At 50.8% G+C, this 26630-nt stretch carries 27 protein-coding genes and 1 tRNA gene; 7 read left to right on the top strand and 21 right to left on the bottom strand.

Going from position 1 to position 26630, the window contains the following annotated elements; translation table 11 throughout:
* Nucleotides 1–157 precede the first annotated feature (157 nt).
* The gene (locus tag AB2U10_RS13000) at nt 158–697 is read left to right on the top strand and encodes a hypothetical protein (protein ID WP_367915006.1); all 540 of its coding nucleotides are present in this window, start codon (nt 158–160) and stop codon (nt 695–697) included.
* Between the two features lie 133 nt (nt 698–830).
* Here the strand turns inward: AB2U10_RS13000 and AB2U10_RS12995 are convergent, their stop codons facing one another.
* Both AB2U10_RS12995 and AB2U10_RS12990 read right to left on the bottom strand, forming a co-directional pair.
* Complete coding sequence (locus AB2U10_RS12995) at nt 831–1349, bottom strand: GNAT family N-acetyltransferase (protein WP_367915005.1); 519 nt, start codon at nt 1347–1349, stop codon at nt 831–833.
* Nucleotides 1339–2688, bottom strand: coding sequence for a Gfo/Idh/MocA family protein (locus AB2U10_RS12990; protein ID WP_367915004.1), 1350 nt, complete (start codon nt 2686–2688; stop codon nt 1339–1341). Before AB2U10_RS12990 ends, AB2U10_RS12995 begins: the two co-directional genes overlap by 11 nt.
* A 107-nt stretch (nt 2689–2795) precedes the next feature.
* On the opposite strand from AB2U10_RS12990, the gene AB2U10_RS12985 reads away from it, so the two are divergent.
* Complete coding sequence (locus AB2U10_RS12985; RefSeq protein WP_367915003.1) at nt 2796–3581, top strand: TatD family hydrolase; 786 nt, start codon at nt 2796–2798, stop codon at nt 3579–3581.
* Entirely contained in the window at nt 3571–4437 is an 867-nt protein-coding gene (locus AB2U10_RS12980; RefSeq protein ID WP_367915002.1) for a DMT family transporter, read from the top strand. The genes AB2U10_RS12985 and AB2U10_RS12980 overlap by 11 nt, the downstream gene beginning before the upstream one ends.
* Nucleotides 4438–4506: 69 nt before the next feature.
* On the opposite strand, the gene AB2U10_RS12975 is transcribed toward AB2U10_RS12980, so the two are convergent.
* From AB2U10_RS12975 to AB2U10_RS12960, 4 genes are all read right to left on the bottom strand, one after another.
* Entirely contained in the window at nt 4507–5214 is a 708-nt protein-coding gene (locus tag AB2U10_RS12975) for a zinc metallopeptidase (protein ID WP_367915001.1), read from the bottom strand.
* Between the two features lie 226 nt (nt 5215–5440).
* A complete protein-coding gene (locus tag AB2U10_RS12970) occupies nt 5441–6700 on the bottom strand; it encodes a DUF3472 domain-containing protein (RefSeq protein WP_367915000.1) in 1260 nt (419 codons plus the stop codon).
* Nucleotides 6701–6702: 2 nt separating this feature from the next.
* A complete protein-coding gene (locus AB2U10_RS12965) occupies nt 6703–7245 on the bottom strand; it encodes an NADPH-dependent FMN reductase (protein ID WP_367914999.1) in 543 nt (180 codons plus the stop codon).
* Between the two features lie 155 nt (nt 7246–7400).
* Entirely contained in the window at nt 7401–8726 is a 1326-nt protein-coding gene (locus AB2U10_RS12960) for a neutral/alkaline non-lysosomal ceramidase N-terminal domain-containing protein (protein WP_367914998.1), read from the bottom strand.
* Nucleotides 8727–8897: 171 nt separating this feature from the next.
* Between AB2U10_RS12960 and pckA the strand changes: the two genes are divergently transcribed.
* Nucleotides 8898–10535, top strand: a complete 1638-nt coding sequence (gene pckA / locus AB2U10_RS12955; protein WP_367914997.1) for a phosphoenolpyruvate carboxykinase (ATP) — start codon at nt 8898–8900, stop codon at nt 10533–10535.
* 77 nt (nt 10536–10612) lie between these two features.
* On the opposite strand, the gene AB2U10_RS12950 is transcribed toward pckA, so the two are convergent.
* The 15 genes from AB2U10_RS12950 to AB2U10_RS12880 all read right to left on the bottom strand — a co-directional run bounded on the left by AB2U10_RS12950 (nt 10613) and on the right by AB2U10_RS12880 (nt 25038).
* Nucleotides 10613–11293, bottom strand: a complete 681-nt coding sequence (locus tag AB2U10_RS12950; RefSeq protein ID WP_367914996.1) for a 2-C-methyl-D-erythritol 4-phosphate cytidylyltransferase — start codon at nt 11291–11293, stop codon at nt 10613–10615.
* A gap of 10 nt (nt 11294–11303) precedes the next feature.
* Nucleotides 11304–12356 carry a tRNA preQ1(34) S-adenosylmethionine ribosyltransferase-isomerase QueA gene (queA, locus tag AB2U10_RS12945; protein WP_367914995.1) on the bottom strand — a complete coding sequence of 351 codons (1053 nt, stop codon included), beginning with the start codon at nt 12354–12356 and terminating at the stop codon, nt 11304–11306.
* A 135-nt stretch (nt 12357–12491) separates the two neighbouring features.
* Nucleotides 12492–13286, bottom strand: coding sequence for a PhzF family phenazine biosynthesis protein (locus tag AB2U10_RS12940; RefSeq protein WP_367914994.1), 795 nt, complete (start codon nt 13284–13286; stop codon nt 12492–12494).
* A complete protein-coding gene (gene gldF / locus AB2U10_RS12935; RefSeq protein ID WP_367914993.1) occupies nt 13283–14008 on the bottom strand; it encodes a gliding motility-associated ABC transporter permease subunit GldF in 726 nt (241 codons plus the stop codon). The genes AB2U10_RS12940 and gldF overlap by 4 nt, the downstream gene beginning before the upstream one ends.
* Nucleotides 14009–14010: 2 nt before the next feature.
* On the bottom strand, nt 14011–14526 hold the full coding sequence (locus tag AB2U10_RS12930) for a DUF4199 domain-containing protein (protein WP_367914992.1): 516 nt from the start codon (nt 14524–14526) through the stop codon (nt 14011–14013).
* 2 nt (nt 14527–14528) lie between these two features.
* Nucleotides 14529–15038, bottom strand: a complete 510-nt coding sequence (locus tag AB2U10_RS12925) for a DUF4199 domain-containing protein (RefSeq protein ID WP_367914991.1) — start codon at nt 15036–15038, stop codon at nt 14529–14531.
* Nucleotides 15035–16312, bottom strand: coding sequence for a dihydroorotase (locus tag AB2U10_RS12920; RefSeq protein WP_367914990.1), 1278 nt, complete (start codon nt 16310–16312; stop codon nt 15035–15037). The genes AB2U10_RS12925 and AB2U10_RS12920 overlap by 4 nt, the downstream gene beginning before the upstream one ends.
* Nucleotides 16313–16374: 62 nt before the next feature.
* The gene (gene gcvH, locus AB2U10_RS12915) at nt 16375–16755 is read right to left on the bottom strand and encodes a glycine cleavage system protein GcvH (protein WP_367914989.1); all 381 of its coding nucleotides are present in this window, start codon (nt 16753–16755) and stop codon (nt 16375–16377) included.
* Between the two features lie 102 nt (nt 16756–16857).
* The gene (locus tag AB2U10_RS12910) at nt 16858–17040 is read right to left on the bottom strand and encodes a hypothetical protein (protein ID WP_367914988.1); all 183 of its coding nucleotides are present in this window, start codon (nt 17038–17040) and stop codon (nt 16858–16860) included.
* Nucleotides 17037–17963: a glycosyltransferase gene (locus AB2U10_RS12905; RefSeq protein WP_367914987.1), complete on the bottom strand. Its 927-nt coding sequence runs from the start codon at nt 17961–17963 to the stop codon at nt 17037–17039. Before AB2U10_RS12905 ends, AB2U10_RS12910 begins: the two co-directional genes overlap by 4 nt.
* 3 nt (nt 17964–17966) lie before the next feature.
* Nucleotides 17967–19688, bottom strand: coding sequence for a glycosyltransferase family 39 protein (locus tag AB2U10_RS12900; RefSeq protein ID WP_367914986.1), 1722 nt, complete (start codon nt 19686–19688; stop codon nt 17967–17969).
* Between the two features lie 179 nt (nt 19689–19867).
* The gene (locus AB2U10_RS12895) at nt 19868–20821 is read right to left on the bottom strand and encodes a glycosyltransferase family 2 protein (RefSeq protein WP_367914985.1); all 954 of its coding nucleotides are present in this window, start codon (nt 20819–20821) and stop codon (nt 19868–19870) included.
* Between the two features lie 24 nt (nt 20822–20845).
* Entirely contained in the window at nt 20846–23065 is a 2220-nt protein-coding gene (locus AB2U10_RS12890) for an OmpA family protein (protein ID WP_367914984.1), read from the bottom strand.
* Between the two features lie 266 nt (nt 23066–23331).
* Nucleotides 23332–24282 carry an electron transfer flavoprotein subunit alpha/FixB family protein gene (locus AB2U10_RS12885; protein ID WP_367914983.1) on the bottom strand — a complete coding sequence of 317 codons (951 nt, stop codon included), beginning with the start codon at nt 24280–24282 and terminating at the stop codon, nt 23332–23334.
* Nucleotides 24283–24303: 21 nt separating this feature from the next.
* The gene (locus AB2U10_RS12880) at nt 24304–25038 is read right to left on the bottom strand and encodes an electron transfer flavoprotein subunit beta/FixA family protein (RefSeq protein ID WP_367914982.1); all 735 of its coding nucleotides are present in this window, start codon (nt 25036–25038) and stop codon (nt 24304–24306) included.
* A gap of 105 nt (nt 25039–25143) precedes the next feature.
* Here AB2U10_RS12880 and AB2U10_RS12875 point away from each other — a divergent pair, with 105 nt between their 5' ends.
* The 3 genes from AB2U10_RS12875 to AB2U10_RS12865 all read left to right on the top strand — a co-directional run bounded on the left by AB2U10_RS12875 (nt 25144) and on the right by AB2U10_RS12865 (nt 26620).
* Nucleotides 25144–25476, top strand: a complete 333-nt coding sequence (locus AB2U10_RS12875) for a tetratricopeptide repeat protein (RefSeq protein WP_367914981.1) — start codon at nt 25144–25146, stop codon at nt 25474–25476.
* Nucleotides 25463–26515: an asparaginase gene (locus AB2U10_RS12870; RefSeq protein WP_367914980.1), complete on the top strand. Its 1053-nt coding sequence runs from the start codon at nt 25463–25465 to the stop codon at nt 26513–26515. The genes AB2U10_RS12875 and AB2U10_RS12870 overlap by 14 nt, the downstream gene beginning before the upstream one ends.
* Nucleotides 26516–26533: 18 nt before the next feature.
* Nucleotides 26534–26620 (top strand) — tRNA-Ser (locus AB2U10_RS12865).
* The last annotated feature ends 10 nt before the right edge of the window (nt 26621–26630 follow it).

Below are 26630 nucleotides of genomic sequence, written 5' to 3'. Positions count from 1 at the left end.
TATATCTATGAAAACCTTCCATTTTTATATATTTTCTTCGTATCTTTACACCGGTTTAATGATTATGTAGGAACATGTATCCTGATTCAGGTTATTTGTTTCAAAAAGAATTCAGAAAAGAGGAGTGCTTCTGTACTCCTCATTTTTTTAAGGATCCATGAAATTCCGTTTTGTATTTATCTTCGTACTTTTTTCTGCCTGCCAGGGCTCTTCAGAGGCCGGCAGGATACAGAAATATTTTGATTCAAAAAGCTGGCTCGAACAGCTGATTACTGATCTGAAAGCTGCCAACCCCCTGGTAGAGAAAACCTGGACGTACGACGGGAAGACCGAGAAAAAGCAGGTCAGTGAAATTGACTGGGACAAAGAGCTGAAGCTCTTCCTGGATGCCGACCTGAACAAGAGCTCATTTGTGATGAGCTATGATTCGGTGAAAGAAGGCGGACGTACCCTTTACCGGCTGAAACCGGGCGAAAACCTGCCGGTGAAAGAGCTGAGCGTAGTGTTTGGCCCGAATCACGTGCCTGTCTCACTGAGCTGTACCCGGCAATCTGAGAATTACTTTTTCACTACCGGCTCCCGGATCCGCCTCGAGGCGCAGGAAGGAAAGCTCACCGGCTACGAAATCCGGTCGGTACAGCGGCTGCTATGGTTTGCACCTGATTCGAGTTATGTGGCGGGGGAAGTTGTGAAGTAAGTGAAAAGTTAAAAGTTAAAAACGAAAAGTTATGGAATAATAAAGTAAGTGAAAAGTTAAAAGTGAAAAACTAAAAATTATGGAATAATAAAGTAAGAATGTTCCATAACTTTTCACTTTTCGTTTTTAACTTTTAACTTTTAACTCCCCCTGTTTTTCTCCCAAAATACTTCAACCCTCTCTTCACCCCATCGAGGTTGGCTACCTCGGGCAGGAAGCCCCATTCGCAGTAGCCTGCCTTTTCAAAAAGGCGTATGCTGGGGATATTGTGTTCAAAAATAAGCCCGATGAGTGTCTCTATGCCCAGCTGAGGGGCTTTTTCCATTGCGAAGTCCAGTATTTTGCGGCCGAGGCCCCTTCCCCGTACTGATTCGTCGAGGTACAGGCTGATTTCGGCTGTGGCATCATAGGCAATACGGCTGTGGAAGGGCTGAAAGCCCAGCCAGCCTACCACCTTACCCGACTCTTCCACTACCCAAAGCGGTCTTTTATGTGGCGTATGACGCTGAAACCATTCTTTCCGGCTTTCTACAGAGACGGGCTCAAGGTCTGCTGTTACGAGGCGGGAAGCGATAGTGGAGTTGTATATCCTCACTATCGCTTCCAGGTCTTCCGGCATAGCCAACCGGAAATCTACGGGGTCAATATTCATTATTTAAACCAAAGATCCGCTTATTGGTTTTCCATTTTCCACGGGTAAAATCAGGAATTTCTACCGGTGAGCTTCCACGGGCAATCGACATTTCCGAGAGGGGGCTGATGGCCGACCATGCTGCCGCATCGTAAACGTCTATCGGCGGAGAAACCCGGCGTTTAACCGATTCAATGAAGGCCCGCAGCACAAAGTAATCGATACCGCCATGGCCGGCATTCTTAGCCGATTCTTCAAATTTCTTCCACAGCGGGTGATCGTATTCTTTCTGATACTTTTCGAAAGGTTCCCACTGGTGCGGTTTCGGGCTCTTGCCTTCCAGGTAAATCGACTTGTTATCGTCTAACCATACGCCTTCGGTACCCTGGGCTCTGAAGCAGAGGGAATAAGGGCGCGGCAGGTTGGTATCGTGGATGATCACGATGTTCTGCCCGTTTTCACACTGAACAGAGGTGGTAACAATATCGCCCAGCTTGAATTTCACTTTGGCGTTGGGGTGATCGGGTCCGCCGTTGTCTACGATATATTTGTGCAGCCCTTTGGCGCTGGTAGCCATGGAGGTCAGGTAGTTGAATTTGTTCCCCCGGTTAATATCCATCCAGTGCGCTACCGGCCCCAGCCCGTGCGTAGGGTAAAGGTCGCCGTTCCGGTCTACCGAGTGCTGGGTTCTCCAGCGGGCTTCCGAAAAGCCTTTCTCACCGAATTCAACGCCACCGCCATAGGCTTGTTTTCCGTCGTTAAACTTAACGTTCCGCAGGTCGTGCTGGTAACCGCAATGCCCGTACTGGATATCTCCGAAGAGTCCCTGGCGTACCATATTCAGCACCGCCATTACGTCTCTGCGGTAACATACGTTTTCCAGGATCATGCAGTGGCTGCCGGTCTCCTCGAAGGTATTGACCAGGTCCCACGATTCCTGGAGCGTAACCGTGGCAGAAACTTCCACGGCGGTGTATTTGCCGGCCCGCATGGAGTCTACACTCATGGGCACGTGCAATTCCCACGGAGTGGCGATCACCACCCCGTCAATATCGTCGCGTTTTACCAGGTTCCGGTAATCGGTTTCGTTTTTAGAATAGGCTACGGCTTCTTTCCGCCCTTTCTTCCGGATCATTTCCTGCGCCTGGCGAATAGCATCCGGGTCAATATCACAAATGGCTACCACCTCTACGTCATCGCAATTGATGGCCACGTTAAGATGGTTTCTTCCACGCAGACCTACCCCTATAAAGCCCAGTCTCACTTTATCCAGCTTGGGTTTGTCATTCGGCATGGAATGCCCAATAAACGGGATGGTGCTGCCCGCTACGGTAGTCTGAATGAAATTACGTCTGTTCATATGTTTTCTATTTAGTTTGGAGTGATAAATATAGCGACAGAATGATTTAATAAAACACAGAAACTACGTTTTATTGCGTAATTTTGTACCGAAAAGCTGCAGGAGGAATGATTGATACGCATGCGCACATCTATGATGAGCAATTTGATGCCGATAAGTACGATATGCTGGAACGTGCACGCCAGGCAGGCATAGAGCAGATATGGATGCCCAATTGCGACTCGGAGACCATTTCGCGCATGTATGCCCTGGAGCGTGAGTTTCCCGGCCGCTGCCTGGCCATGATCGGGCTGCACCCTGTCTATGTCAATGAGCGTTATGAGGAAGAGCTGAAACGGGTGGAAGAAGAGCTCGAAAAAAGGAAGTTCATCATGATCGGCGAGATCGGGCTTGATTTCTACTGGGACCTTGCGTTTACGCCGCAACAGGAAACCGCTTTTGTAAAACAGCTGGAGCTGGCCCGGGCGTACGATCTTCCTGTTTGTATCCATTCGCGCAATTCGAAAGACAATTCCCTCAATGCCATTCAGCGGTGCTGCGACCTGATCGAAGATTTCGGCTGGAATGACCTGCGGGGTATTTTCCATTGTTTTTCAGGAACGCCTGCAGATGCTGAACGGGTAACGGGCCTGCATTTTCTACTGGGAATAGGTGGTGTGGCTACGTTTAAAAACGGCGGACTCGACCGCTTTCTTGCTGAAATTCCCTTAGAAAAAATCGTCCTGGAAACAGATGCCCCCTACCTGGCGCCCGTACCCCACCGGGGCAAAAGAAACGAACCCGCCTACCTGGAGCTCGTTGTTGATAAGCTTTCCGAAATATATGCCACCGACCCGGCCCGGATCCGGGACGTTACCACCCGTACAGCCCGAAGCCTGATTCATGAATCTTAAATTTGTTGTGCTGGGCGTGCTGTTTGCCGCCCTTTGGGCCTCGGCATCGCCGGCGGCCAAGCTGGCCCTGTCGTATATTGAGCCGCTGCTCATGTTCCAGATCCGCTTTTTTTCAGCGGGCACCCTGCTTATTGTCTTTGCCCGGCTTATCCGGAAAGAACGCCTCCCTTACGGGCAGGAATGGCTACAGATCGCCATTTTCGGCTTCCTGAACACCACGCTTTACCTGAGCCTGTTCATCCTGGCATTGGGTGAGATATCGGCCGGTATAGGCAGCCTGGCTACTTCTACCAATACCCTGCTGATCAGCGTGCTGTCTACTTTCTGGCTGAGGGAGAAGATCCGGCTCCGGCAATGGGTGGCCGTATTTACCGGACTGGGCGGTGTTATCGTTGCATGTTACCCGCTATTGCTTCAGGGTCATGCTACTCCCCGCGGACTGCTCCTTATTTTCCTGAGCATGCTGTCGTATTCTGTAGGAACCATCTACTATTCAAAAGTAAAATGGACGCTTTCCAGGATTACTATTAACGGCTGGCAGGTTTTCCTGGGCGGCATTTTTATGTTGCCGCTTACCCTGCTTTTTCACCGGAGCGGGCAAAATCAATGGAATGCTACGGTAGGGTTTTCTATCCTGTGGCTGGTGCTGCCCGTTTCTATTGCTGCCGTGCAGCTGTGGCTCTACCTTCTGAAGACCAACACGGTAAAGGCTTCTTATTTTCTTTTCCTCTGCCCTATTTTCGGGTTCATCTATGCCAACCTCCTTTTAAATGAACCGCTCAGCGGCTATACGTGGGGCGGTACGGCACTGGTTTTGGGGGGATTGTATCTGGGGAGCGGAAAAGTTAAAAACTAAAAGTTGCGGTACATGGAGGTGTACCGCAACTTTTGAGGCAGGAGTGGCTGCTTTTTGTTTTTGACTTAGTTAGTCGTCTCGCCGGCCCAGGAAAATCATCACAAAATAGAGCAGGTTGGCCATGGCGGCGGCGGCTCCTACCACGTAGGTCATGGCGGCCCATTTCAGGGCATCTTTGGCCATGGCGTGCTCGCGCTGAGACACCACATTCCGGGTTTCCATCCAGTTCAAAGCCCGCTTGCTGGCATCAAATTCTACCGGCAGGGTGATCAGGGCAAAGAGAGCCAGCGCCAGGTTAGCCACGATCAGCACCATCAGGAGGGTATTTCCCACCGGGTTATTCTGCGAGATCAGCGCTATACCTCCGAACATCAGGAACATATTGGCCATGCCCATCACCCGCGAGGCAATATTAACCGCCGGCACCATGGCCGAACGCATTTTCAGGGCGGCGTACGCATTAGCGTGCTGCACGGCGTGGCCTACCTCGTGGGCCGCTACTGCAGCAGATGCCGCACTGCGCCCGTGATAGACATCCGAGCTCAGGTTCACGGTCTTGTCGAGGGGATTGTAGTGGTCGGTCAGCTGCCCGTCTACCTGGGTAATCTTCACGTCATATATTCCGTTATCGTTCAGCATTTTCCGCGCTATTTCTTCCCCGCTGAGCCCGTTGGAAAGCCCTACCTGCGAATATTGCGCAAATTTGCTTTTCAGGCGGCTGGAAATCAGCGAGCCTATAACCATAAAGACAATTCCAATAAAAACTAATCCGATCATTTGTTATTTTAATTATTTTCCAATAAAACAAAACCTAAAGGTACGGAGTTTCCGGCTTTATTCAAAACGGGGATGAACGGTGAATCGGGCAGGTGAGCGGAGAGATGAAAGTGAAAAGTGAAAAACTAAAAGTGAAAAGTTAAGGAACATTGAGTATATATTATAATGAACAAATGTACCTTAACTTTTAGTTTTTAACTTTTATCTTTTAACTTTTCAAAGCTTTTCAAAGCTTTTCAATCTCCCCCAGGTCAGGCACCGGGGCGGCTTTTCCTGCCGCTCTTTCAAAATCGGTATTAAAAGGCACTTTAGGAGAGAAAAAGCCGCAGTTGGCCAGGAAAAACTTCCCGTTCTTTACCCCGGCGGCATAGTCGATCCGGTTGCCTTTACGGGCAGTAGCATCGGCGGTATACCGCGCACGGGTCAGCTCTGTCCATACGCCCTGCGTATCACATACCCACTGGTTGGAAAAGACCACTTCTCTCCGCAAGTGCCCCGTACCCGTGTTAAAGTTCTCCAGGAAAGAGTGAAACCGTTTGGCATAGGTTACGGTGGCCGGCCTTCTGAAAGAGGCAATGAGCTCCCACTTTCCCGTTTCAGGAGCATAAAAATAAGCGGTGTATTCTGTGCTTCCCTTTACAGAAGACGGCTCTATCCGGGTGAGAAACCTGTAGGTGCTTCCGGCTATCCAGTTGAAGCGCCTGTAGCTCTGCCCGCCGCTGCCTTCGTTACCGAATTCGCCTGTATGCACGCCTTCGCCTTTCTTCAGCAGCATGATCCGCTGATCTTCCGGTATGCTTTTCGGGTCGTCAGTCTTAAAGGGGCTCCACACTGAAAACAGTATCCGCCTTTCCGTAGCTGAATTGACCTGGATGCCAAAATAGCCTTCGGCAAAGCCGTTGGCCATATAATAGCTGCCCGGCACATCGTTGTGCTCCGGAACGGTTATCTCGTTGTATAGCCAGCGGATATCGCGGTCTTCAGGCATCGGGTAGTTGAGATGAACCGAAGGCCCTCTCCTGCCCCAGTAAAAATCGTCTTTCACGTAGGTGATCCCGTCGCTCAGGGCAGCTCCTTCTACCTGCAGGTCACTGATGTCTGCTCCGCCTCTGCCCCTGATCACCACCCGCTGGTACCCGGGTGCTTCTATCCTGAAAGTGCCAGCCGTAATTTTTGCAAATTCAGGCTGGTCTATTTTTACAGAACGGGTTTCGTTGTTCAGCATCACTGAAACCTCTGTCCGGCCCCTGGCGGTAAGCCCTAGCTGAACGGTACCCGTTGCATTGACACTAAAGAATACACATACGTCACCGTCTGCCTCTGTCCAGCCCTGCAAACCGGTCTTGTCAAACTTTTGCTGGCCGGCCTCCGTAGGGTGACAGAACCACGCGTTTCCCTGAAGAGGCACGGCTACCGGCTCCTGCGACATAGCTCCGGATGAAACTACCAGCAGGGACAGCACAAGCCGGTATATTTTATTCAGCATGATTATTTCACAATTTTCTGTCCCAGCCACAAAAATTCATCCACAAACATATCGATCGATGGCTGGAAATCTTTATCCAGGAGGACACCTTCTTTATCAAATTTCTTATCGGCGTGCGGTGTGATGAGCAGGCGCGGGCTCAGAACGCCAAACAACGCCGCTACCAGCTGAACAAGCTGCTGGGCCGACCGCATGGCTCCCAGCGCACCGTCTGTACCGGTGGCGATTCCGAAAGGCTTCCGGCTTTGCTTGGGGAAATGATCCAGCAGGTTTTTCAGGGCGGGAGAATATCCGCCGTTATATTCCGGTGAAACCAGGATGAAGGCATCGGCCGAGAAGATCCGGTCGCCCAGGTCTTTAAATTCAGCCGGAACTTTAGCCGGGGTAGTCCACACTTCCTGCACGAAGGGAAGGGCGTAATCACGAACATCTATCAGGCCCGCTTCTACTCCGTCTTTACCCTGAAATACATGGTGCAGGTGCCGGGCTATACGGAAAGTTATGCTGCCCTGGCGGGGGCTACCGGAAATAATTTCAATTCTCATAATTCCTCTAAATGTGACGCAAAGGTCGGAAAAATAAGAAGAATTTTACTATTCGTTTCCAAACTTTGTGTGCTTAGTGAAACCGACTTGGTGTGCTTTGTAAAAATCTGCTTTTTCACAAAGTACACCAGGAAAAGGCACAAAGAACACAGGGATTAACGGTTTTTAAGGGCTACCTGGTCAATGATATCTTCTGAAATTTCTTTGAAATAGCCGCCGTTCTGGTAGCCGTACCACGACATCGTTACGGTTTCATAATGCCCGGAGTCATACAGCTTATCGGCCGTAATATAGCCAATATATCCCCCGTTAAAGCTGGTAACTACCAGGTTAAGGCCTTTTTTACGGGCGTATGCATCAAGCTCCACCATAATTTCGCCCGAGAAATCAGCCGGCATGCCCAGCAGCAGCGTATTGCCCACACGGGTTACTTTAATAAAGGCTTCATAATCTCCGAAGAAGCGTTTAAACACCCAGGGGCGCAAGGCCAGGTGGCGGGTCAGGCGGGCGGTTGGTTCGGGCAAAGGCACCCGGATAAGTGCCGACACGAGGGTGTCGCCCAGGGGAATTTCTTTCCGCTGGTTAAAATAGTACAATACACTCAGTCCCTCGTTCCTGGCCTCATCAAATTCGGTTACTCCCCGTTCTACCGGCCCCATACCGGCCACGGCCCCGGCCATATAAACGGCAAAGGCCGGCCGGAGCGAGTCTACCAGCACGCCGGAGTAGTCTCTCGACAACTGCAGGTTACCGTCGCTGAGGGTTGTGCTGTGGGCCGCATAGGTGATCAGGTAGGCTTTATCACCGGTTTTTTTCGTAAAGGTCAGGGCCCTGATCTCCTTGTCGCGCACTCCGCCGGGCAGGTTGATCCGGTACCGTACGTCGTCATCGTCCACCACTTCCGAATAGCTTACGCTTCCTTCGCTGAGATCACGTGCCGAAGCCAGTATGGCTTTCAGGAACCGCTGAGCCAGGAGCTCCACTACTTCAGGGTCGTATTTCCCGCCAAACAATTCACCGGTAAGGGTGCTCTCCCAGCCGCCGATGCTGCTGTGGCTGTGGGTGGCGGAGAAATGAATGTCTTTCAGGCGGATGCCCTGGTTTTTCAGCTTCTTTTTCAGCGCTTCAACTACTTTAGGCGGAATAAACAGCAGGTCTGCCGATACAAAAAACACCTGCCCGGCACCCATTTCCAAAGCTACTGACCGCACATAAACCGAATCATGCACCGATTCATAGTGACGGCCCCGCCGCTTACCGTAGCCGGCCAGGGGAACGGGCTTAGCGGGAGTGATGTTCTGCAGAGCCCACCCTACCCGGCAGGTACCGGTTTGCACAGGCAGGTCAAGCACCTGGCTCTTCCATGCTTTATAATGGGCCGTTTCCTTATACGGTGTTCTTTCTATCCGCTGTACCATTAGCAGCACCACGACCAGAAGCACAGCCAGCACTACCAAAAGAAATTTTATAATTTTTCTCATAAACCAAATTTTAGAATTATCTAAGAAAAAATTGCAATACAAAATAAACAATTCTATACTTCAAAACCCATTTACCTGAATATCAATTTATTGAAATATGAATATATAAAATAATTAATAATTTATTTTAATAATTGTCATAACAAGATTCGTATATATTTTTCTATAAATTTGCACAAAACAAATATTTCATCAATAAAATCAACCGGGATAAAGGGCCTTTTGATCCGCCAAAATTGGCAATTAAAGGCCTTAAATCCTAATTTAATCTCAGCCACAATGAACATTCACAAAAACCTCTCCCCCGAAGAGCTCAAACAGCATTGCCTGCGCCTGGGCGTTGCCACACTCGGCGAAAACGGCACATTGGTCATCCGTACCGGGCAATTCACCGGAAGGAGCCCCAAAGACAAGTTTTTTGTACGTGAGAACGCTTCTGCCGCCGATATTGACTGGAACGAGTTCAATATCCCGATAGAGGAAGCTTATTTTCTGAAGCTCCGGGAAGATATTCTCCGCTACCTCGATCAAAAGGAAGAGGTTTGGGAGCAGGAGGTATATGCAGGAGCCGACCCGGATTACCGCATTGCCGTTACCTGCCTCAATGAATGGCCCGACAGCAATCTGTTTGTCTGCAACATGTTTATCTGCCGAACACCCGGCGAGCTTTTCATCCCGGAGTGGAAGATTATACAGGCGCCCGGCTTCAGGGCTGATCCGGCCGTGCACGGTACCCGGCAGCAAAATTTTGCGGTTATTTCACTGGCGCATAAGACCATACTGATCGGCGGTACCGGTTATACCGGCGAGATTAAAAAGGGAATGTTTACGGTAATGAACTACCTGCTGCCGAAGGAGAGAAACGTGCTGACCATGCACTGCAGCGCCAACCAGGGGGCAGACGGCGACGTGGCCCTGTTTTTCGGCCTGAGCGGAACGGGCAAGACCACGCTCAGCGCCGATGCCGAACGGAGGCTTATAGGCGATGACGAGCATGCCTGGACGGATAAAGGGATTTTCAATATAGAAGGCGGGTGCTATGCCAAGGTGATCGACCTGTCGCCGGAAAAGGAGCCCCAGATTTTCCGGGCGGTCAGAGATCATGCCCTGGTAGAGAATGTGACTTTCTTTGAAGGCAGCAACCGCATTAATTATGCCGACCGGTCAGTTACCGAAAACACCCGTGTAAGCTACCCCCTGGCGTATATCGATAACGCGGTGATCCCGTCGGTAGCGGGCAGTCCGCGGCACATATTTTTCCTGACCTGTGATGCATTCGGAGTGCTTCCGCCACTTAGCCGGCTATCTCCCCGGCAGGCCATGTATTATTTCCTGAGCGGGTATACCGCACGGATTGCCGGCACCGAAGAAGGTGTTAAAGAGCCCCGGCCCACCTTCAGCACCTGCTTTGGTGCCCCTTTCCTGCCACTGGCCCCACACGTTTACGCCGAAATGCTGAGAGAGAGAATTGACCGGGATGAGGTGAGTGTATGGATGGTCAACACGGGCTGGACAGGGGGTGGATACGGTACGGGCGAAAGGATACGGCTGAGCTATACCCGGGCTATGATCCGGGCGGTCTTAAACGGCAGCCTGAAGGATACGATCACCCAGCCGCATCCCGTTTTTGGCCTTGAAATGCCCCTGAGCTGTCCTGGTGTACCCTCCCACCTCTTAAACCCGGCCAATACCTGGACAGATAAGGCGCTGTACGAAACAGAGAGCCGGAAGCTGGCGGAACTGTTCAGAGAGAATTACGGGAAGAAATTCGGAGAGAAGGAGAAAGAGATCGGGGTGGTGAGTGTTTAATTACGGGTGACGGGTGAGCCGCATGGCTTACCCGTTGACTTGCTTTTCAATGGAGTACCCGGTCTGCCAGGTGTGCCTTAACTTTCGCTGTTTTCCAGGATCAGCTCGCCGAGGGCCAGGTCTTCGGGTGTAGTAAGCTTTATGTTGGAGTAGCTCCCTTCGATAAGGTGGATGGGGTTGCCGCTATTTTCCACTACCGAGGCATCGTCTGTGAAGCGCTCATCGTAGGCCACTTTAAAGGCCTCTCTCAGCACCGACAGGCGAAAAGTCTGGGGAGTCTGGATCAGCTTGACCCGGTTCCGGTTGAGGGCGTGGTTTCCTTCGTCACCGGTTATGCGCACCGAGTCTTTACTATCTACGCAGGCCACTACCGCCCCGAAGCTTTCTGCCGCCACAAACGAGTTCAGCAGGATATTCAGGGTAACAAAAGGCCTGACACCGTCGTGGATAGCCACCAGGGCATCCCCTTCTTCTTCAATAGCGGCCAGGGCATTTTTAACCGAGTGAAAACGGGTTTCCCCGCCTTTTACGAGCGTAAGAGGGGCGTCAGGCAGGTATTCCCGTGCTATGGGTTCCCAGGCGGCCAGACCGGCTTCTGACAAAGCCAGGAAAACCTCGCACCCGCCGATACTCAGGAATTTCTCCAGGGTATGAACCAGCACAGGTTTCCCTTTGAGCAGAAGAAATTGTTTGGGAACCTCCCCGCCCATGCGGCTGCCTGTGCCGCTGGCTACTATGATGGCGATTTTTCGAAGCACCCGGTACTTATTATATGATCAACATCGCATCGCCATACGTGAAGAATTTGTATTTCTCCTTGATGGCTACCTGGTAAGCTTCGATGACTGTTTCATAACCGCCAAAAGCGCAGGTAGTCATCAGCAGGATCGATTCCGGCAAATGGAAGTTGGTCAGCAACGCATTCGCAATTTTAAAGTCGAAGGGCGGGAAGATAAACTTATCTGTCCAGGCATTCTCCAGGGGCTTCAGGCGGTTATTGGCCGAAACAGAAGACTCCATGGCCCGCAGGGAAGTGCTTCCGATGGCACAAACCCGCTTATTTTCATCAAGGGCCCGGTTAACCACTTCACAGGTTTTTTCGGGTATGGCAAAGTTTTCCGAGTCGGTTTTGTGCTTGGTAAGGTCTTCTACTTCTACCTGGCGGAACGTTCCGATACCGATATGCAGGGTAAGCGGCACGAAGTCGACCCCGTTAATCTCCATTCTGCGCACAATGTTTTTGGTAAAGTGCATGCCGGCTATAGGAGCGGCCACGGCCCCTTCATGGGTAGCAAAGATGGTCTGGAACCGCTCTTCGTCGTGGTCGGCCACTTCGCGCTGAAGAATGTCTTTGGGAATCGGCGTTTCACCCAGCTGGTAGATGGTGGCCATCATTTCCTCGTGGTTACCGTCAAAAAGGAAACGGATGGTCCTCCCTCTTGAGGTGGTATTGTCTATGACTTCCGCCACCAGGTCGCTGTCTCCGAAATAGAGCTTGTTGCCCACCCGGATCTTCCGGGCCGGATCTACGAGCACGTCCCAAAGGCGCATTTCACGGTTAAGCTCACGGAGGAGGAAAACTTCAATCTTGGCACCGGTTTTTTCTTTGGAACCGTATAAACGGGCGGGAAACACTTTGGTATCGTTTGCCACCATCACGTCGCCGTCGCTGAAGTAGTCAATAATATCTGTAAATTTCTTATGCTCTATTTTTCCGGTCTTGCGGTGCAGCACCATCATCCGGGCGCCGTCCCGGTCCTGGTATGGATGTTGTGCGATAAGACTGTTTGGAAGATCGAATTTAAACGATGATAATTTCATTAGGAACCATTAATTAAGCCGCCTGGTAATCACCCGTCAGGCAGCCCATTTGTTGAAAATAAGCGCAAAAGTACGAAATCAGAACAGGGGTTGTCAAGTAAATGCTTAAATATTGTATTCGAAGCAGTTACGTCCCTATTGATTTTTGACATATATTTCACCCCTGAGGTAGGCAGCGGCATCGCCCCCTATCAGTACCCGGTCGCCTTTGTATTCACCTACTACTTTTCCGCCCCTGTCGGATATTTGCCGGGCTTCAAAAACAGTTTTATTCAATTTTTTGGCCCAGTAAGGGAACAACTTGGTGAAGGATGAACCCGTTACGGGGTCTTCGTTAATGCCCAGGCCGGGCGCAAAGAAGCGGGAAACAAAATCAACGGTTCTGCCGGGCGCCGTAACGATCAGTCCGCGGGCTTTCAGGCGGGCCAGGGCGTTGAAATCGGGCCGGATCCGGAGAATATCTTCTTCCGATTCAAATACCGCCATCACATCTTCATTGGCCTGCAGCACCTGCACCGGACTGATACCCAGCACTTTTTGAAAAGGGAAGTCAAAATCTTTTTCTTCGGGCTCAAACGCCGGGAAGTCGAGGTAATAGATGTCGTCTTTTTTTACAAATTCCAGGTCGCCGCTACGCGATTCGAACAGGATGCGGTCTTCCGGGTGCCCCATATACTCAATGAGCACATAACCGGCAGCCAAAGTGGCGTGTCCGCAGAGTGGCACTTCCACATCGGGCGTAAACCAGCGAATAGAGAAGCCGCGGATAGTTTTAACAAAAAAAGCTGTTTCCGACAACCCGTTCTGGTTAGCTATTTTCTGCATCAATGCATCCGAGATCCAGAAATCAAGCGGCACTACCCCTGCCGGGTTGCCTTTGAAGTCTTCGGAGCTGAATGAGTTGATATGAAAAATTTTTAACGAGATCATTTTCTGATGTTGTTTAATGATGATAAGGTCAGAACCAGGAAAACAAAGGCAACGCTCACAAAAAAGATCACGTCACGGCTGTCAATAACACCCTTTCCCAGGGAACTGTAGTGAAAGCTGAGCCCGAGATAGGATAAGATAAACTGTACACCTCCTGAAAACAGGCCCGAAACCTGCTCCAGTCCTGCCATGAGGATATAGCAAACCACGGCCGTCAGGAGAAAGGCCACCACCTGATTACGGGTCACGGAAGACATAAACAGCCCTACTGCCGCATAAACCGAGGCCAGCAGCACCAGCCCGAAGTACGAACCGGCCACAGACGCCGAATCAATATTCCCTACGGGGTTTCCCAGCTGATATAAGCTGATATAGTAAATCAGCGTAGGCAGCAACGCCAGCACGATAATAAAGATGCAGGAGAGGTATTTGCCACCGATAACCGCCGGCAGGGAGACCGGTCTTGTCAACAGGAATTCAATGGTACCCGACCGCAGCTCTTCCGAGAACATCCGCATGGTAATGGCGGGCACGAAGAACAGGAGGATATAGGGACACCATTGAAAAAAGCCATCCATTTCCGCATAACCGTAGTCCAGTATGCTCGTTTCGGGGTACAACCAGAACAGCAGCCCGTTCAGCAGCAGGAATACCCCTATAACGATGTAGGCGATCAGCGAATTAAAAAATACAGCAACTTCTTTCCTAAAGATACTCCACATATTTATTCAAACACGGGCGGGTTCTTTTTCATGATAGCCGCCATGATCAGCGAACAGATAAAGCCGGTAAGGGCAAATGAAAATATGACCACCACAGGGGCCAGCGGACCGGCTATAAAAGGTTTGGCCGATTCCATAGCCTTTTCAATGGCATCCGGTGACAGTCCTGATTTTTCATATTGCATTTCGGTCATTTCCAGGATTTTATCAATTATACCGGGATCAATGACTTTTTTATAGACGATATCAAAACCGGCAGCCAGCACCCCCCCGGTAACGAATAACAGCATGCCCAGGCCGAGGCCCTGGCCGAAGCTCATAAAGCCGCCGTTCAGTTCCCTGAATTCCCTGAAAGCCAGGAACAGCACGCCGAACGAAAGCAGTATCGAGACCACTGAGCTTATCCATTGCTGGGAAAGAAGATTAAATGTATAGATAATGGTAGTTACCACTACACTTAACAAACCATAAATTAATCCCCATTTCAGGGCAATTCTTGCTGTAGATACTTTTTCCATATTTATAAAGGTTTGATTTTACGCATAGCCATACTGAAGAGAGTAACCGCAACAACGGCCAGTTGTTTGTACAGGAGCTCATCTCCGATAACCACTGACGGGCGTTTCTTCCCGAAAGAATCCAGCAAGGTCTGAAAGGTTTCTTCGCTCATCAGGTCTTTGCTCCTTGCACGGTCAGCGATAAGCATTTGCCGGCTTTCCGTCATCCACCTTTCAAGAGGTTGCCCGTCTATGAATTGCAAAAATAGGAAAATAAGCACTCCGGTGATTAAAGCAGCCAGGATATTCGTCAGGAAGCCTATAGAAAACCCTTCGTAGAAGTGGAGATACCCGTTATTCGACCGCTTGTAGTACCAGATGGCCGAGCCGATAAATATAATATTGATGCCAAGATCAGGCCTGCGCAGGGAAAGGGGGTTATCGCTCATCCCGTACAGCACCAGGAAGAACAGGAAACAGGTTACACCTGCTATGGTTCCGAAGATCAACGCATTTTTTACGAGCCGGTTCATGAGTGATTCACTTTAAAAAATCCGTTATTTAAAATCGCTTTGGCCCTTCCCTTCAGCTCACGCCCCAGGAACGGCGAGTTTTTCCCTTTTGACCGGATCAGGCTTTCCGAGAAAAGATACCGTTCTTCAGTCGAAAAAACGGTCAGGTCTGCGGCGTGGCCTTCTTCAATACGGGTAACAGGCAGGCGGAAGATCTTCCGGGGATTGTACACCAGCTTCTCCAGCACGGCTTCTACCCCGCCGTATTCCAGCACTACCGGGAACACGGTCTGCAGGCCTGTTGCGCCAAACTCTGCCGCATCAAATTCAAGGGTTTTGTGCTCTTCATCCCAGGAGTTATGGTCAGATACGATCATATCAATGGTGCCGTCTTTCAGCCCCTCTTTCAGGGCTTCGATGTCATCGGCCGAACGGAAGGGCGGATACACTTTGAGGTTGGTATCAAAACCCATGAGGTCTTCTTCCGTAAACACCAGGTGATGCGCTGCAATATCGCAGGAAACGGGAAGGCCTTTTTGCTTTGCCTCCCTGATCAGCTCTACGGCTCCGCGGGTGGAGATGGTGGAAAAATGAAGAACGGGCCTTTCTGATTTTACCCCGCTGTACTCCAGGAGCTTCAGGTTCCGCATGATCATCAGCTCTTCACCCGCCGAGGGGATCCCCTTCAGGCCCAGCAGGGTGCTGGTGACCCCTTCGTGCATCTGCCCGTACATGCTCAGGTAGCGGTCTTCCGACTTAACCACCAGCACGGTATCCAGGGGTTCGAGGTATTGCAGCGTTTTAAGAAATATATCGGAGTTCTGAATGGCCTCACGGCCGTCTGAAAAACCGGCTGCACCGCCTGTTTTCAGATCAATCATATCGGTGAAGTCTTCGCCTTTGCAATTGCGGGTTACGGCCGCCAGATTCAGCAGCTGAACCGCACTGCCGGTATTGAAACGGGTGAAATAGCTTATGGCCTCTTTGCTCTGCACCACGGGTTGCGTATTCGGAAACCCCAGCACTTTGGTAAAGCCGCCATGGGCTGCGGCATCGCTGAGCGAAGCCAGGTCATCCAGCCATTCGTATCCCGGGTCTTTCAGGTGAGCGCCGCCATCTGCCCAACCGGGAGAAACGTGCATTCCCGCAGCATCAAAAACTTCGGAGTCTGTGCCGGTCAGCGGGGTCCCGGATATCCGGGTGATCTTTCCTCCTTCTGTCTGAAGGCTAACGGTTTTCCCGTTGAAGGAGGAATTTTTATCTGCAACTTTAACGTTTTGAATTACCAGCTTCATTCCTGTACAAAAAAATAGCCCACTTATGGGCTACCTGTTATTTTAATCTTTCGAATTCATAATCAATGCCCCACCGATTCTTTGTATGCGTCTGCATCCATCAGCGCGTCAACATCGGCCGCATTATCTACCTTAAGCTTAATGATCCACCCTTCTCCAAACGGGTCGTTGTTGATCAGCTCGGGCTCATCGGCCAGTCTTGCATTTACTTCCAGCACTTCACCGCTCACGGGCAGGTAAAGATCAGAAACGGTTTTCACGGCTTCTACCGTACCGAAGATCTCATTTTTACCCAGAGATTCGCCCACTGTCTCCACTTCTACGAAGACAATATCTCCCAATTCGCTTTGTGCAAAGTCAGTAATGCCGATGGTCGCCACGTCTCCTTCAAGGCTGATCCATTCGTGTTCTTCGGTGTACTTGATTCCTTCAGGAAAATTCATAAATAATCAGATATATTTTGACCACAATGTTAGGCAAAAAACTTAAAATTTAAAAGCTAAAAGTGAAAAGAAAAGGTATCCTGATTTTTAGTTTTTCACTTTTCACTTCTCGCTTAAAAGGTATTTCCTCCTGACCGGGTTAATTTTATATTTTTTACGCACAGTAAAACTTTCGGGATGCATCAGCCCGAATTCTTCTTCCCATTCCCGGTAAAGGGCAGGCTCTGCCGACTGAAAACGGGCGGCATCAATTTTTTTGGCCAGGAGGTATTCGGAAAAGGTCACTCTACAGATTCAATAAATTTTTTATAGCCGAAATACGGGATAAAGCTGGTGTAGCGCCTGGAGCTCAGCACCATAAAAAGAATAAACAAGGCGATAAAAAACCCTTGTATAAATACGATAAACAGCCCCGAAATAACGCTGGTGGCCCAACCCGGTGTAGCCTGGCCCAGCCCATATTTAAAGTAGAGCACAACAAAAACCCCCACCACCGACGAAACGATCATGACGGCGGCAAACATCACGATACGCACCGCGGTGATATCCAGGAATACCGAAACCGCACTCATGCCGTGCAGCACCAGTGAGCTGAAGTTCATCTTTGATTTCCCGGCCAGCCGTACGCCCCTGTCGAGCGGCACCGAGTCAAACGGCAGCCGGGAGCGGATGATGGCCCCGGGGTAGTTGTTCCAGAGCTCCGAAACATTGGCCAGCTTCTTCACCTTGTGGGCAGGAATTAGGCTGTAGTTACCGAAGGTGATCACGTTACCGGTCATCAGCTTGAATACCAGCTTATAGATGCGGTAAAAAAACCTGAACACGAAAGATTCGGTCCGTTTTTTTCTTTGGGCAAATATGATCTTATCGGGTTCTCCGGCCGCTTTGGCCAGCAGGTCTTCGATATGCTCGGGCTGATCTTCCCCGTCAGAATCCATGACAATCACGATGTCGGCGCTCCGGTTATCTGCAAAATACGAAAGCCCGATGGCGATGGCCCGCTGATGCCCCTGGTTGCTGATCAGGTGAATGACCTGGAGGTCAAACTCCTTAAAATCTTCGGCATTATACGGAATGCTGGAGCAGTCGTCTACAGCCAGGTAAGAAATCTGGTAGCCTTTGTTTTTATACAGCTCATCGGTTCTGCTGACCAGGAGCTTCAGAGCCTCCCAATCGTTGTAAACCGGCATGATAATCTTTATTTTCATTGATTAGTATCGGTATTCCTCGCCTTTAAAGTCAAAAATAAGCACTTTTTCTCCACTCTCCCTCTTCAGGTACAGTTTTTCACGCTCCTGCGGGTCTACCCGTTGCGGTACGGTGAAGTCTTTGCTGAGGTAGAGGTTCAGGAATTGTGCATCTTTATAGGATATTTCCATATCCGGGTTAAAACGTTCCTGGTATTTATCTTTATATGCTCCGGGAATAAGCACCGTATCTCCGGGCATCGCCTGTTCCTGAAGCCGCTCTGCTACCTGCCGGTAGGGATTGCTCACCCGTGCCGGCACAAACCAGGCGTTGTACACCGAACGGTCGGCAAAGTAATCGTTTAGTCCTTTCCGTATGCTTCCGGCCTGCACTACCGTGATAAAAGCCATCCACAGCAGGAATCCGAAACGGAAATCTGCCGCCCTGACCATTCCTACGGCTATAAGAATGACTACAAACGGTGAGGCATTGCCAATGTAGCGGTGGGTAAGGCTGGTGGTGTTGCCGTTGCTGTAAGCATCGTTAACCACGAAAAGCACCGGCAGGATAAGCATCAGGAAACCGGTCATCAGCCATACAAACTGTCCCTTTTCCGATTCAAAAACATAGCTTTCGCGCAGGGCTTTCCAGGCAAAGTAAAGAATCACAAAAATACCGGCCGATACCAGGATACCCGTTATGTACGTTGCCTGCAGGGCCAGGATCAGCAAGGCCAGCACGACCGACCCGTACCTGACCCACACCCGCTTTTTGTATTGTACGGCCAGCATTACCGCTGCAAAGAACAGGAAGGAGCTCAAAAAAACCTTCACTCCTTTGACCCGGTCAAAAAGACCGTGCCCCAGCACGCCGATATCGTAATACAGGCCGATGGCTTTTTTAACGATGAGGTCGGGCGTAGATTTCTGGATGGTCATGCTCAGGTCATCGTTCTGGTTCTCGGCGATCTTCCTGTGCAGCTCATTTTTATCTTTCAGGAACCCCATGGCGGTATAGCCGCCGCCCCAGTTGAACCAGTAAAAAAGCAGCAGGGCATTGAATGCCGCAGCAGCAATAAACCCCGGCCAGAGCTGCTTTTTATTGCGGAGAACCAGGAAGATCAACCCGTGCGCCAGGGGGATAAAGAAGTTTATGTAGTGGTTCAGCAGGGCCAGTGCCACCAGCAAAGTATATATGACAAAGTTTTTGACGGATGCCTCCCGGCGTACGATCCGGATAAAGTATTCCGTACTGAGGGTGATCAGGAAAAAGGAGAGCGGGTAGCTGCGCGCAATATGGCTCTGGGCTACATTCAGCGGGTCAACGGCCAGGAAAAGGCCCGCCAGGAAGGCCATCCGATAGCTTCCGAAGTATTTGAGAACCAGCAGGAAGAGGAGGATAACTGTAAGCACATTGAAGAGCGTGCCGGGCAGCCGCACGGAATAATCGGAGTTCCCGAAGGCTTTCATCCAGTAATGCAGCACGGTATTGTGTACCATGTGGGTTCCGAAATCGGCATGCGCACTGGCATCCAGGTAGTCGCGTACGCCTTTCTCCTCCCAGAAGTCAGCTGCCGTAAAATAGTCTTTCTTAAAAGCCGACTGGTTGGCTCCGTCTACCCAGAAGCCGTTGGCATTCAGCAGGGTAAATTTCTCGTCGGTGATCAGTCCCCGTGCATCCAGCCGGTAGAGACGGAGACCCAGCGCGATACCGGCAAGGAGGAAGAGGAGAAAGTATTTCTTCATTTATATAAATTTATAGCGGTTAGAAATTAGCTGTTAGCTTCGGCGACCTAAGGCGCGTCTTATAGTATGTCTAACTTCTAACAGCTATTTCATTGGTATCTGTTTTCCACTGCCAGCCTCGCGGCAGACCGCTGTTTGCTTTCTAATTTCTAATTTCTGTGTAAGTCCCCTGCTGCCGGCTAGTCCCTTACCGGTGAGCTCTTTTCCACAATATAGCGCGGGCGAGCCTTCACTTCTTCGTATATTTTCCCGATATACTCGCCGATCAGCCCGATGGCCAGCATGTTGCTGCCGTTAAAAAAGGCCATCATCAGCAGCGTGGAAGTCCAGCCGGCCGTGGTTACCCCGGCAAATTTGGTATACAGCACGTAAATGGCCAGGATGGCAGAAAGCACGAAGCTGAAGGCCCCGAACCACAGCACAAAACGCATGGGCATAACGGAGAAAGAGGTCACGCCGTTCCAGGCAAACGTAAGCATTTTTTTCAACGGGTATTTGGTTTCCCCCGCTTCTCTTTCCAGGCGCTTGTAGAACACTTTCTCGCTCTTCAGGCCGATAGTGGGAATGATGCCCCGGATGAACATGTTTACTTCCCGGTAGTTTTCCAGCTCGGTGAGCACCCGGTTATCAATCAGCCGGAAGTCGGCGTGGTTAAAAATTACGGGTACTTTCAGCCACAGCATCATCTTGTAAAATGTTTCGGCCGTAAATTTCTTAAAAAAGGTGTCGCTGCTGCGGTCGTCGCGCACACCGTATACGACCGAGGCGCCTTCGCGGTATTTTTCCAGCATGGGGATGATGGCGTTAAGGTCATCCTGCAGGTCGGCGTCAATAGATATATAGCAGTCGAAAAGTCCTTTGTATTCAAACAACCCGGCCAGGAGCGCATTCTGGTGGCCGAAGTTACGCGAAAGCTTCACTCCCAGTACCCGCGGGTTTGTGGCAGCCAACGCCTCGATGATGTCCCAGGTGGCATCCCGGCTGCCGTCGTTCACGTAACAGATCCTGCTTTCGTTACTGATCAGCCCCCGGCTGATCAGCGAATCACAGAAATCATTCAGCTTTGTGTTGGTGATGTGCAGAATAGCTTCTTCGTTGTAGCAAGGCAAAACCAAAAGCAATTTTGGAATCATAAGATTTAAATTTTAGCAAAATTATTACATTTTAGTGATAGTAAATTCAACCCTCCGGTTTTTCCTTCGGGCCTCTTCGGTGGTGTTCTTTTGCAAAGGCCGGTATTGTCCCCATGATTTCACGGCTATCCTGTCGGGCGAGATTTTACCGTCGGCGGTCAGGTAGTTTTTCACGTTGGTGATTCTTTCTTCTGCCAGCTTAAAGTTTAAGGCTGCATCGCCCTGGTTATCGGTATGCCCTTCCAGCAGGATTTCCATAGATGGATTTTCAACCATGATCTTCCGGATCCTGTCGAGCTCGGCGTACGATTCCTCCCGGATTTCCGCTTTGCTCTGGTCAAAATATACTTCCTTCAGCACCAGCTTCCTGCCGGCTTCCAGCACCAGGTCAGCCACGCTTTCCGGCTCTTTACCGGCTTCCGTGCCTGCTTTTTTTACCGGGGTTTCCCGAACGGCAGCAGCAGGTGAGGATTCTTTCCGGGCCGGCGGGGTTGTCACCGTTTCCGTGTTTTGCAGAGGGGCGGCAGCGGCAGTGGCGGGGGCTTCCAGCTCATATACTTCCTGCAGCTCGGTATATTCGGTAGTCCGGCGCAGATCTATGCTCTTGCGGAACGGCGGGTATCCCTCCAGGCTGGCCGTGAGCTCATAGGTAAACCCGGCCTGCAGCACAGTTTTGAAAAAGCCCGTTTCGTCATCGGAAATAAAATCCATCCGGTTACCCGACCGCTGCAGGGAGATTTCAGGCCGGAGCTCTTTTTTCGTAGTCTTATCCACGAATTTGAAGTCGAGCATCATCACCGCTTCCGGTTTGATACCCGGGAACAGCCTGACCTTGAACAGGTCATCAAGCCCCATAGAGTTTTTGGCCGAGCTGAAATAAGCGTATTCTCCGGAAGCCGGAATGGAAATATAGCCGTCGAACTGCGGGCTGTTGATATGGGGACCGAGGTTGACCGGCTCGCTCCAGTTGGTCCAGGTGTCGTCGAGACGTGTGGTCATAAAAATATCCATATCGCCGTAACCGGGGTGGCCATTGGAGTTGAAGTAAAGGGTTTTGTTATCGGCGGCCAAGAAAGGCGACCCTTCGTTTCCGGCCGTATTGATCACCGGGCCCAGGTTCACCGGCTTTGAGTACGCGTTTTCACCCGTACGGAAAGAAACATAGAGGTCTTTATCACCGTAAGTTTCTTTCCTGACCAGCCCCATGACCAGGAACTGCTCGTCGGAGCTCATGGAAAATTCGGTTTCTTTTTTCGGCTTGCGATCGTTTTGATTGTAGTAGCTGAGCGCTTCAAAATCGGCAATCTTCAGGGGGCGCTTATTGACCCATTTGTTGTTTTTCAGGCTTACCTTGGTCAGGCCGGCATCGTATTTCCCCGGTGCCACCTCCACATTGAGGGCAAATATACTTTTGCCGTCCATGGCAATGGTTGCAGCGGCATTTTTGGAGCTGTTGTGGATAGAGGTGCTCATGTTCCGGGCGGGCTCCCAGTCGCCCGTTTTTGACAAGGTTGAAACCCAGACATCAAGGCTGGGCTCGCCTTCTGCATTTTTGTTCGGGAGAGTATAATTTTTAGGGTGATCCAGCCGGGTAAAATAGAGATAACGGCCGTCAGGCGAAACCAGCGGAGCCACTTCGCTGTACCGTGAATTGACCGCTGCCCCCAGGTTCATTTTCTCCAGGTCAGGCGGGAGCCCCCCGGCTACATTTACCCGTGCTATAAACGGCTCACTGCTGGCAGAGATGCCTATGCAATCGTATTCTTTCGGGCCTTTGTTCAGCGAATGCACAATCAGCAGCTTCACGGCCACGATCTCCTGGTCTGTTTCGGGGATGATCTCGTTCCAGATGCCGGCCTTGCGGCGGGTGTTGTTCCCTTTATTTTCAAAGAGGAGTATTTCCCTGTTGTCTTTTGTATACCCGAATATCCGGCCCACTGCGCCGGGCCCTACGGTTTCCCCCACAATGATCTGCCTGACCCGGATGGCCTTTTCAAATCCTACCTTAATATAATCTTCCCCAAAAGAGGTACCGGCCGGCCGCCAGCTGCAGGCCGAGCTCACGGCCAGGGGCAATACACTGGGAGGGCCCAGCACCTGCACGGCCCGGTGCTTCGGCGAGAATTTTTCATCTACCGTCTCTGACGATTTTTCCAGTACTTTATTGGCCCAGAGCACTTCCTGGGCAGAAAGCCGGGTTATAAAGACAAAGAAAAAGGCCAACCGTATAAATGACTTTATCAAAATGCAAGACTTTGGTTCGAATCCCTGAAAGATCCGGCAAGAATCATTCCAGGCTGTTAAAGAGGTGTAAAGTTACGAAATTTCTCTCTTTAAATGAAACGCAGGAAAGGGGTTGAAAAGTATGGCCGCAGTGAAGGACACCCTGAGGCATAATTGTACGGGAACAAAAACAGACCGAAGGTATCAAATGCCTGTAGTTGCTATAGACATTTGATCCCTTCGGGTCTTCTACCAGGAAAATAAGAGAGGCATCTGTACTTTATTTATTACAGCTCTTTTGCCGCTGCGGTCAGCTTCGGCAGCACGTCAAATACGTCTCCCACAATTCCGTAGTCGGCGGCCTTAAAGAAGGGAGCTTCCGGGTCTTTGTTGATCACCACGATCACTTTAGACGCGTTTACCCCTGCCAGGTGCTGGATAGCCCCTGAAATGCCACAGGCAATGTAGAGATTGGGGGCTACTTTTACGCCGGTCTGTCCCACGTGCTCGTGATGCGGGCGCCAGTCGAGGTCGGAAACCGGCTTGGAGCAGGCTGTAGCAGCGCCCAAAGCTTCTGCCAGGTCAAGCAGCGGCTGCCAGTGCTCAGGGCCTTTCATGCCTCTTCCGCCCGACACCACGATGTCGGCTTCGGGCAGGGAAATGCTTCCGGAAGCTTTTTCCACCGATAAAATCTTAGCGCTGCCGTCTTCTGCTGAGGTATCTATGCTCAGGGTTTCTACCGGGGCGGTACCCGACCCTTCGGTCACGTCAACGGTGTTCTTTTTGATGGCCAGTATCCGGATATCGCTGGTAATGGCGGTTTGCGCAAATGCCTTGCCTGAAAAGATGCTCCGGGTCACGGTAAAGCCGGAGGAGGTGTCAGGCAGGGAGGTAACATTACCGGCAAAACCGGCCTTCAGCGCACCGGCAGCACGTGCCAGCACGGCATCAGACAGCGCTGAGCGGGCCGCTACCACCACGGTGGCACCGGTGCTTTTCACCACTTCGGTGACTACCCGGGCATAGGCCATGATGTTCTCGTCTTTCTTCACGTAGAGCACTTTTTCAGCGCCGAAACGGCCGGCTTTGGCCAGCTCGTCTTCTGATGCTTCACCAATGGCGAGCACAAGGGCGCTTCCGCCCGTCTGCGAAGCCACTTTTGCTCCGTATACGATGGCTTCCTGCGAATTTTTCCGGATGCTGCCGTCTGCTAATTCGGCAAATATTAAAACGGTCATGATCTCTTGATTTAATGGATTTTACAATACTTTGGCTTCGGTTTTCAGCAGGCGGATCAACGTACCGGCCTCTTCTGCCGGAATCATTTTCACCGCTCCCTTGGCAGGTGGCAATTCGTACGAACGGACGTCGGTCAGCGCACCGGCAGAAGGAGGCACCACAGCCAGCGGCTTGGTTCGGGCGCTCATGATTCCCCGCATGCTCGGAATTTTCCATTCGGCGATCGGCTCCTGGCAGCCCAGCACTACGGGCAGCGAGGTCTCCAGCTTTTCCTTCCCGCCTTCAATCTCTTTGGCTATCAATACCTTATTGCCTTCCACATTGAGCTCCATCACGGGTGAGAACGAGGGAATCCCCAGCATCTCCCCTACTATACCGTGTACCACACCCGAGTTGTAATCGGTGGTTTCACGGCCCATCAGGATCAGGTCAAATCCCTTGTCTCTGGCATACGATGCTATTTCAGATGCCACAAAATACGAATCGGCGGGTTCGGCATCAATGCGTACGGCATCATCGGCGCCAATGGCCAGGGCCTTGCGGATCTGTGGTTCGGCATCGGCTTTCCCGACGTTCAGCACGGTCACTGATCCGCCACCGGCTTCTTTAAGTTCAACGGCACGGGCCAAAGCATAATCATCATACGGACCAATAATGTACTGGATCCCTGCTTTAGCGAACCGGGTGTTTCCTTCCTCGAAAGCAATCCGGGAGGTCGTATCCGGCACACTCGATATACAAACCAAAATTTTCATGATTTTTGTGTAATTGTTGTACTTTTGAAATCGAATATACTTTTATACATTTTAAAATTGTTATGCATGCATAACATTTACAAAACTACGGGTCAACTTTAAAGAATGCAAGCGCAGAGAATAAAATATTTACAAGAAGAAATAGAAAATTTCCCCGAAGATCCTTTCAATTATTATGCACTGGCTCTGGAGTATGCCGGAAGCGTTCCTGCTGAGGCGGAGCGGCTTTTCGGGAAGCTTATCAGCGATTTTCCCGGCTACCTCCCCGTGTATTACCAGGCGGCCAATTATTACTTTGAAAAAGGGGAAACCGGCCGGGCTGAAGAATTATTCCTGGCCGGCATTGCGCTGGCAGAAGAGCAAAAAAACGAAAAAACCCTCCGGGAGCTGAAAGGCAGCTATTCTATTTTCAAAACCGAAACCGATGACGAATTTTAACCCGATAACCATAAAGACGGGCAACGGTACCCGTATACTGATTATTTATACCGGCGGCACGCTGGGAATGGTATTTGATGAAGAAAAGAAGACGCTGGTACCGTTCCGCTTTCACGATACGCTGCGGAAGCTGCCCGAGCTCAACCATCTGCCGCCCGAAATTCACCTGGTGTCTTTTGAGAAGCCTTTCGATTCTTCGGATGTGGATGCCGACATTTACCTTACGCTGGCAGGCATCATTGAAAGACATTATCATTCTTACGACGGCTTCGTGATCATTCACGGCACCGATACCATGGCGTTTACGGCCTCAGCGCTGAGCTTCCTGATCCATAACCCGCACAAGCCCATTGTGCTTACCGGTGCCCAGCTGCCCATTGGTATTCCGCGCACAGATGCCCGTGAAAACCTGATCACCAGCATAGAAATAGCCGCCGCCCGGATGAACAACAAGGCCATAGTGCCTGAAGTATGCATTTATTTTAACGGGCGGCTGCTGCGCGGCAACCGGGCCCGTAAACGGGAAAGCAGCCAGTTTGACGCCTTTGATTCGGAAAATTACCCTTACCTGGCGGAGATCGGGGTGTATATTGATTACAATTTCAGGCATATCCGCTACAGCGAAGGCGAAACCCGTTTTTACAATGTATTATCTGACGAGGTCAGCGTGCTTACGCTCTTCCCCGGCATCAGCCGGGAGATCCTGAGAAAGCACCTGCTGAATGAAAGCACCCGCGGGGTGATCCTCCTCACGTACGGTTCAGGCAACGCGCCGTCGGCCGACTGGTTTATTGATACTTTAAAGCAGGGCATAGACAGCGGTAAAGCCGTACTGAACATTACCCAATGCACGGGCGGCAAAGTGATGATGGGAAAATACGCCTCGAGCCAGCGCCTGAAAGACATCGGGGTGATCTCCGGCTCTGACATGACCCTGGAAGCGGCCGTGGGCAAAATGATGTGGGGCCTGACCCGGACGGACACGTCGCTCAAAGAAATTTTCGCCCAAAATCTGGCAGGAGAGATTTCTTTGCCCTAACTTTGCACTCCGATACACAGAGAGGTGTCCGAGTGGTTGAAGGAGCTACCCTGGAAAGGTAGTATACGGGTAACTGTATCGAGAGTTCGAATCTCTTCCTCTCTGCAGATTTTTC

This window comes from Leadbetterella sp. DM7 (assembly GCF_040829825.2).
Lineage (GTDB): Bacteria > Bacteroidota > Bacteroidia > Cytophagales > Spirosomataceae > Leadbetterella.
The sequence above is the reverse complement of the archived record's forward strand: the minus strand, read 5'-3'. Positions and strand labels throughout refer to the sequence as shown.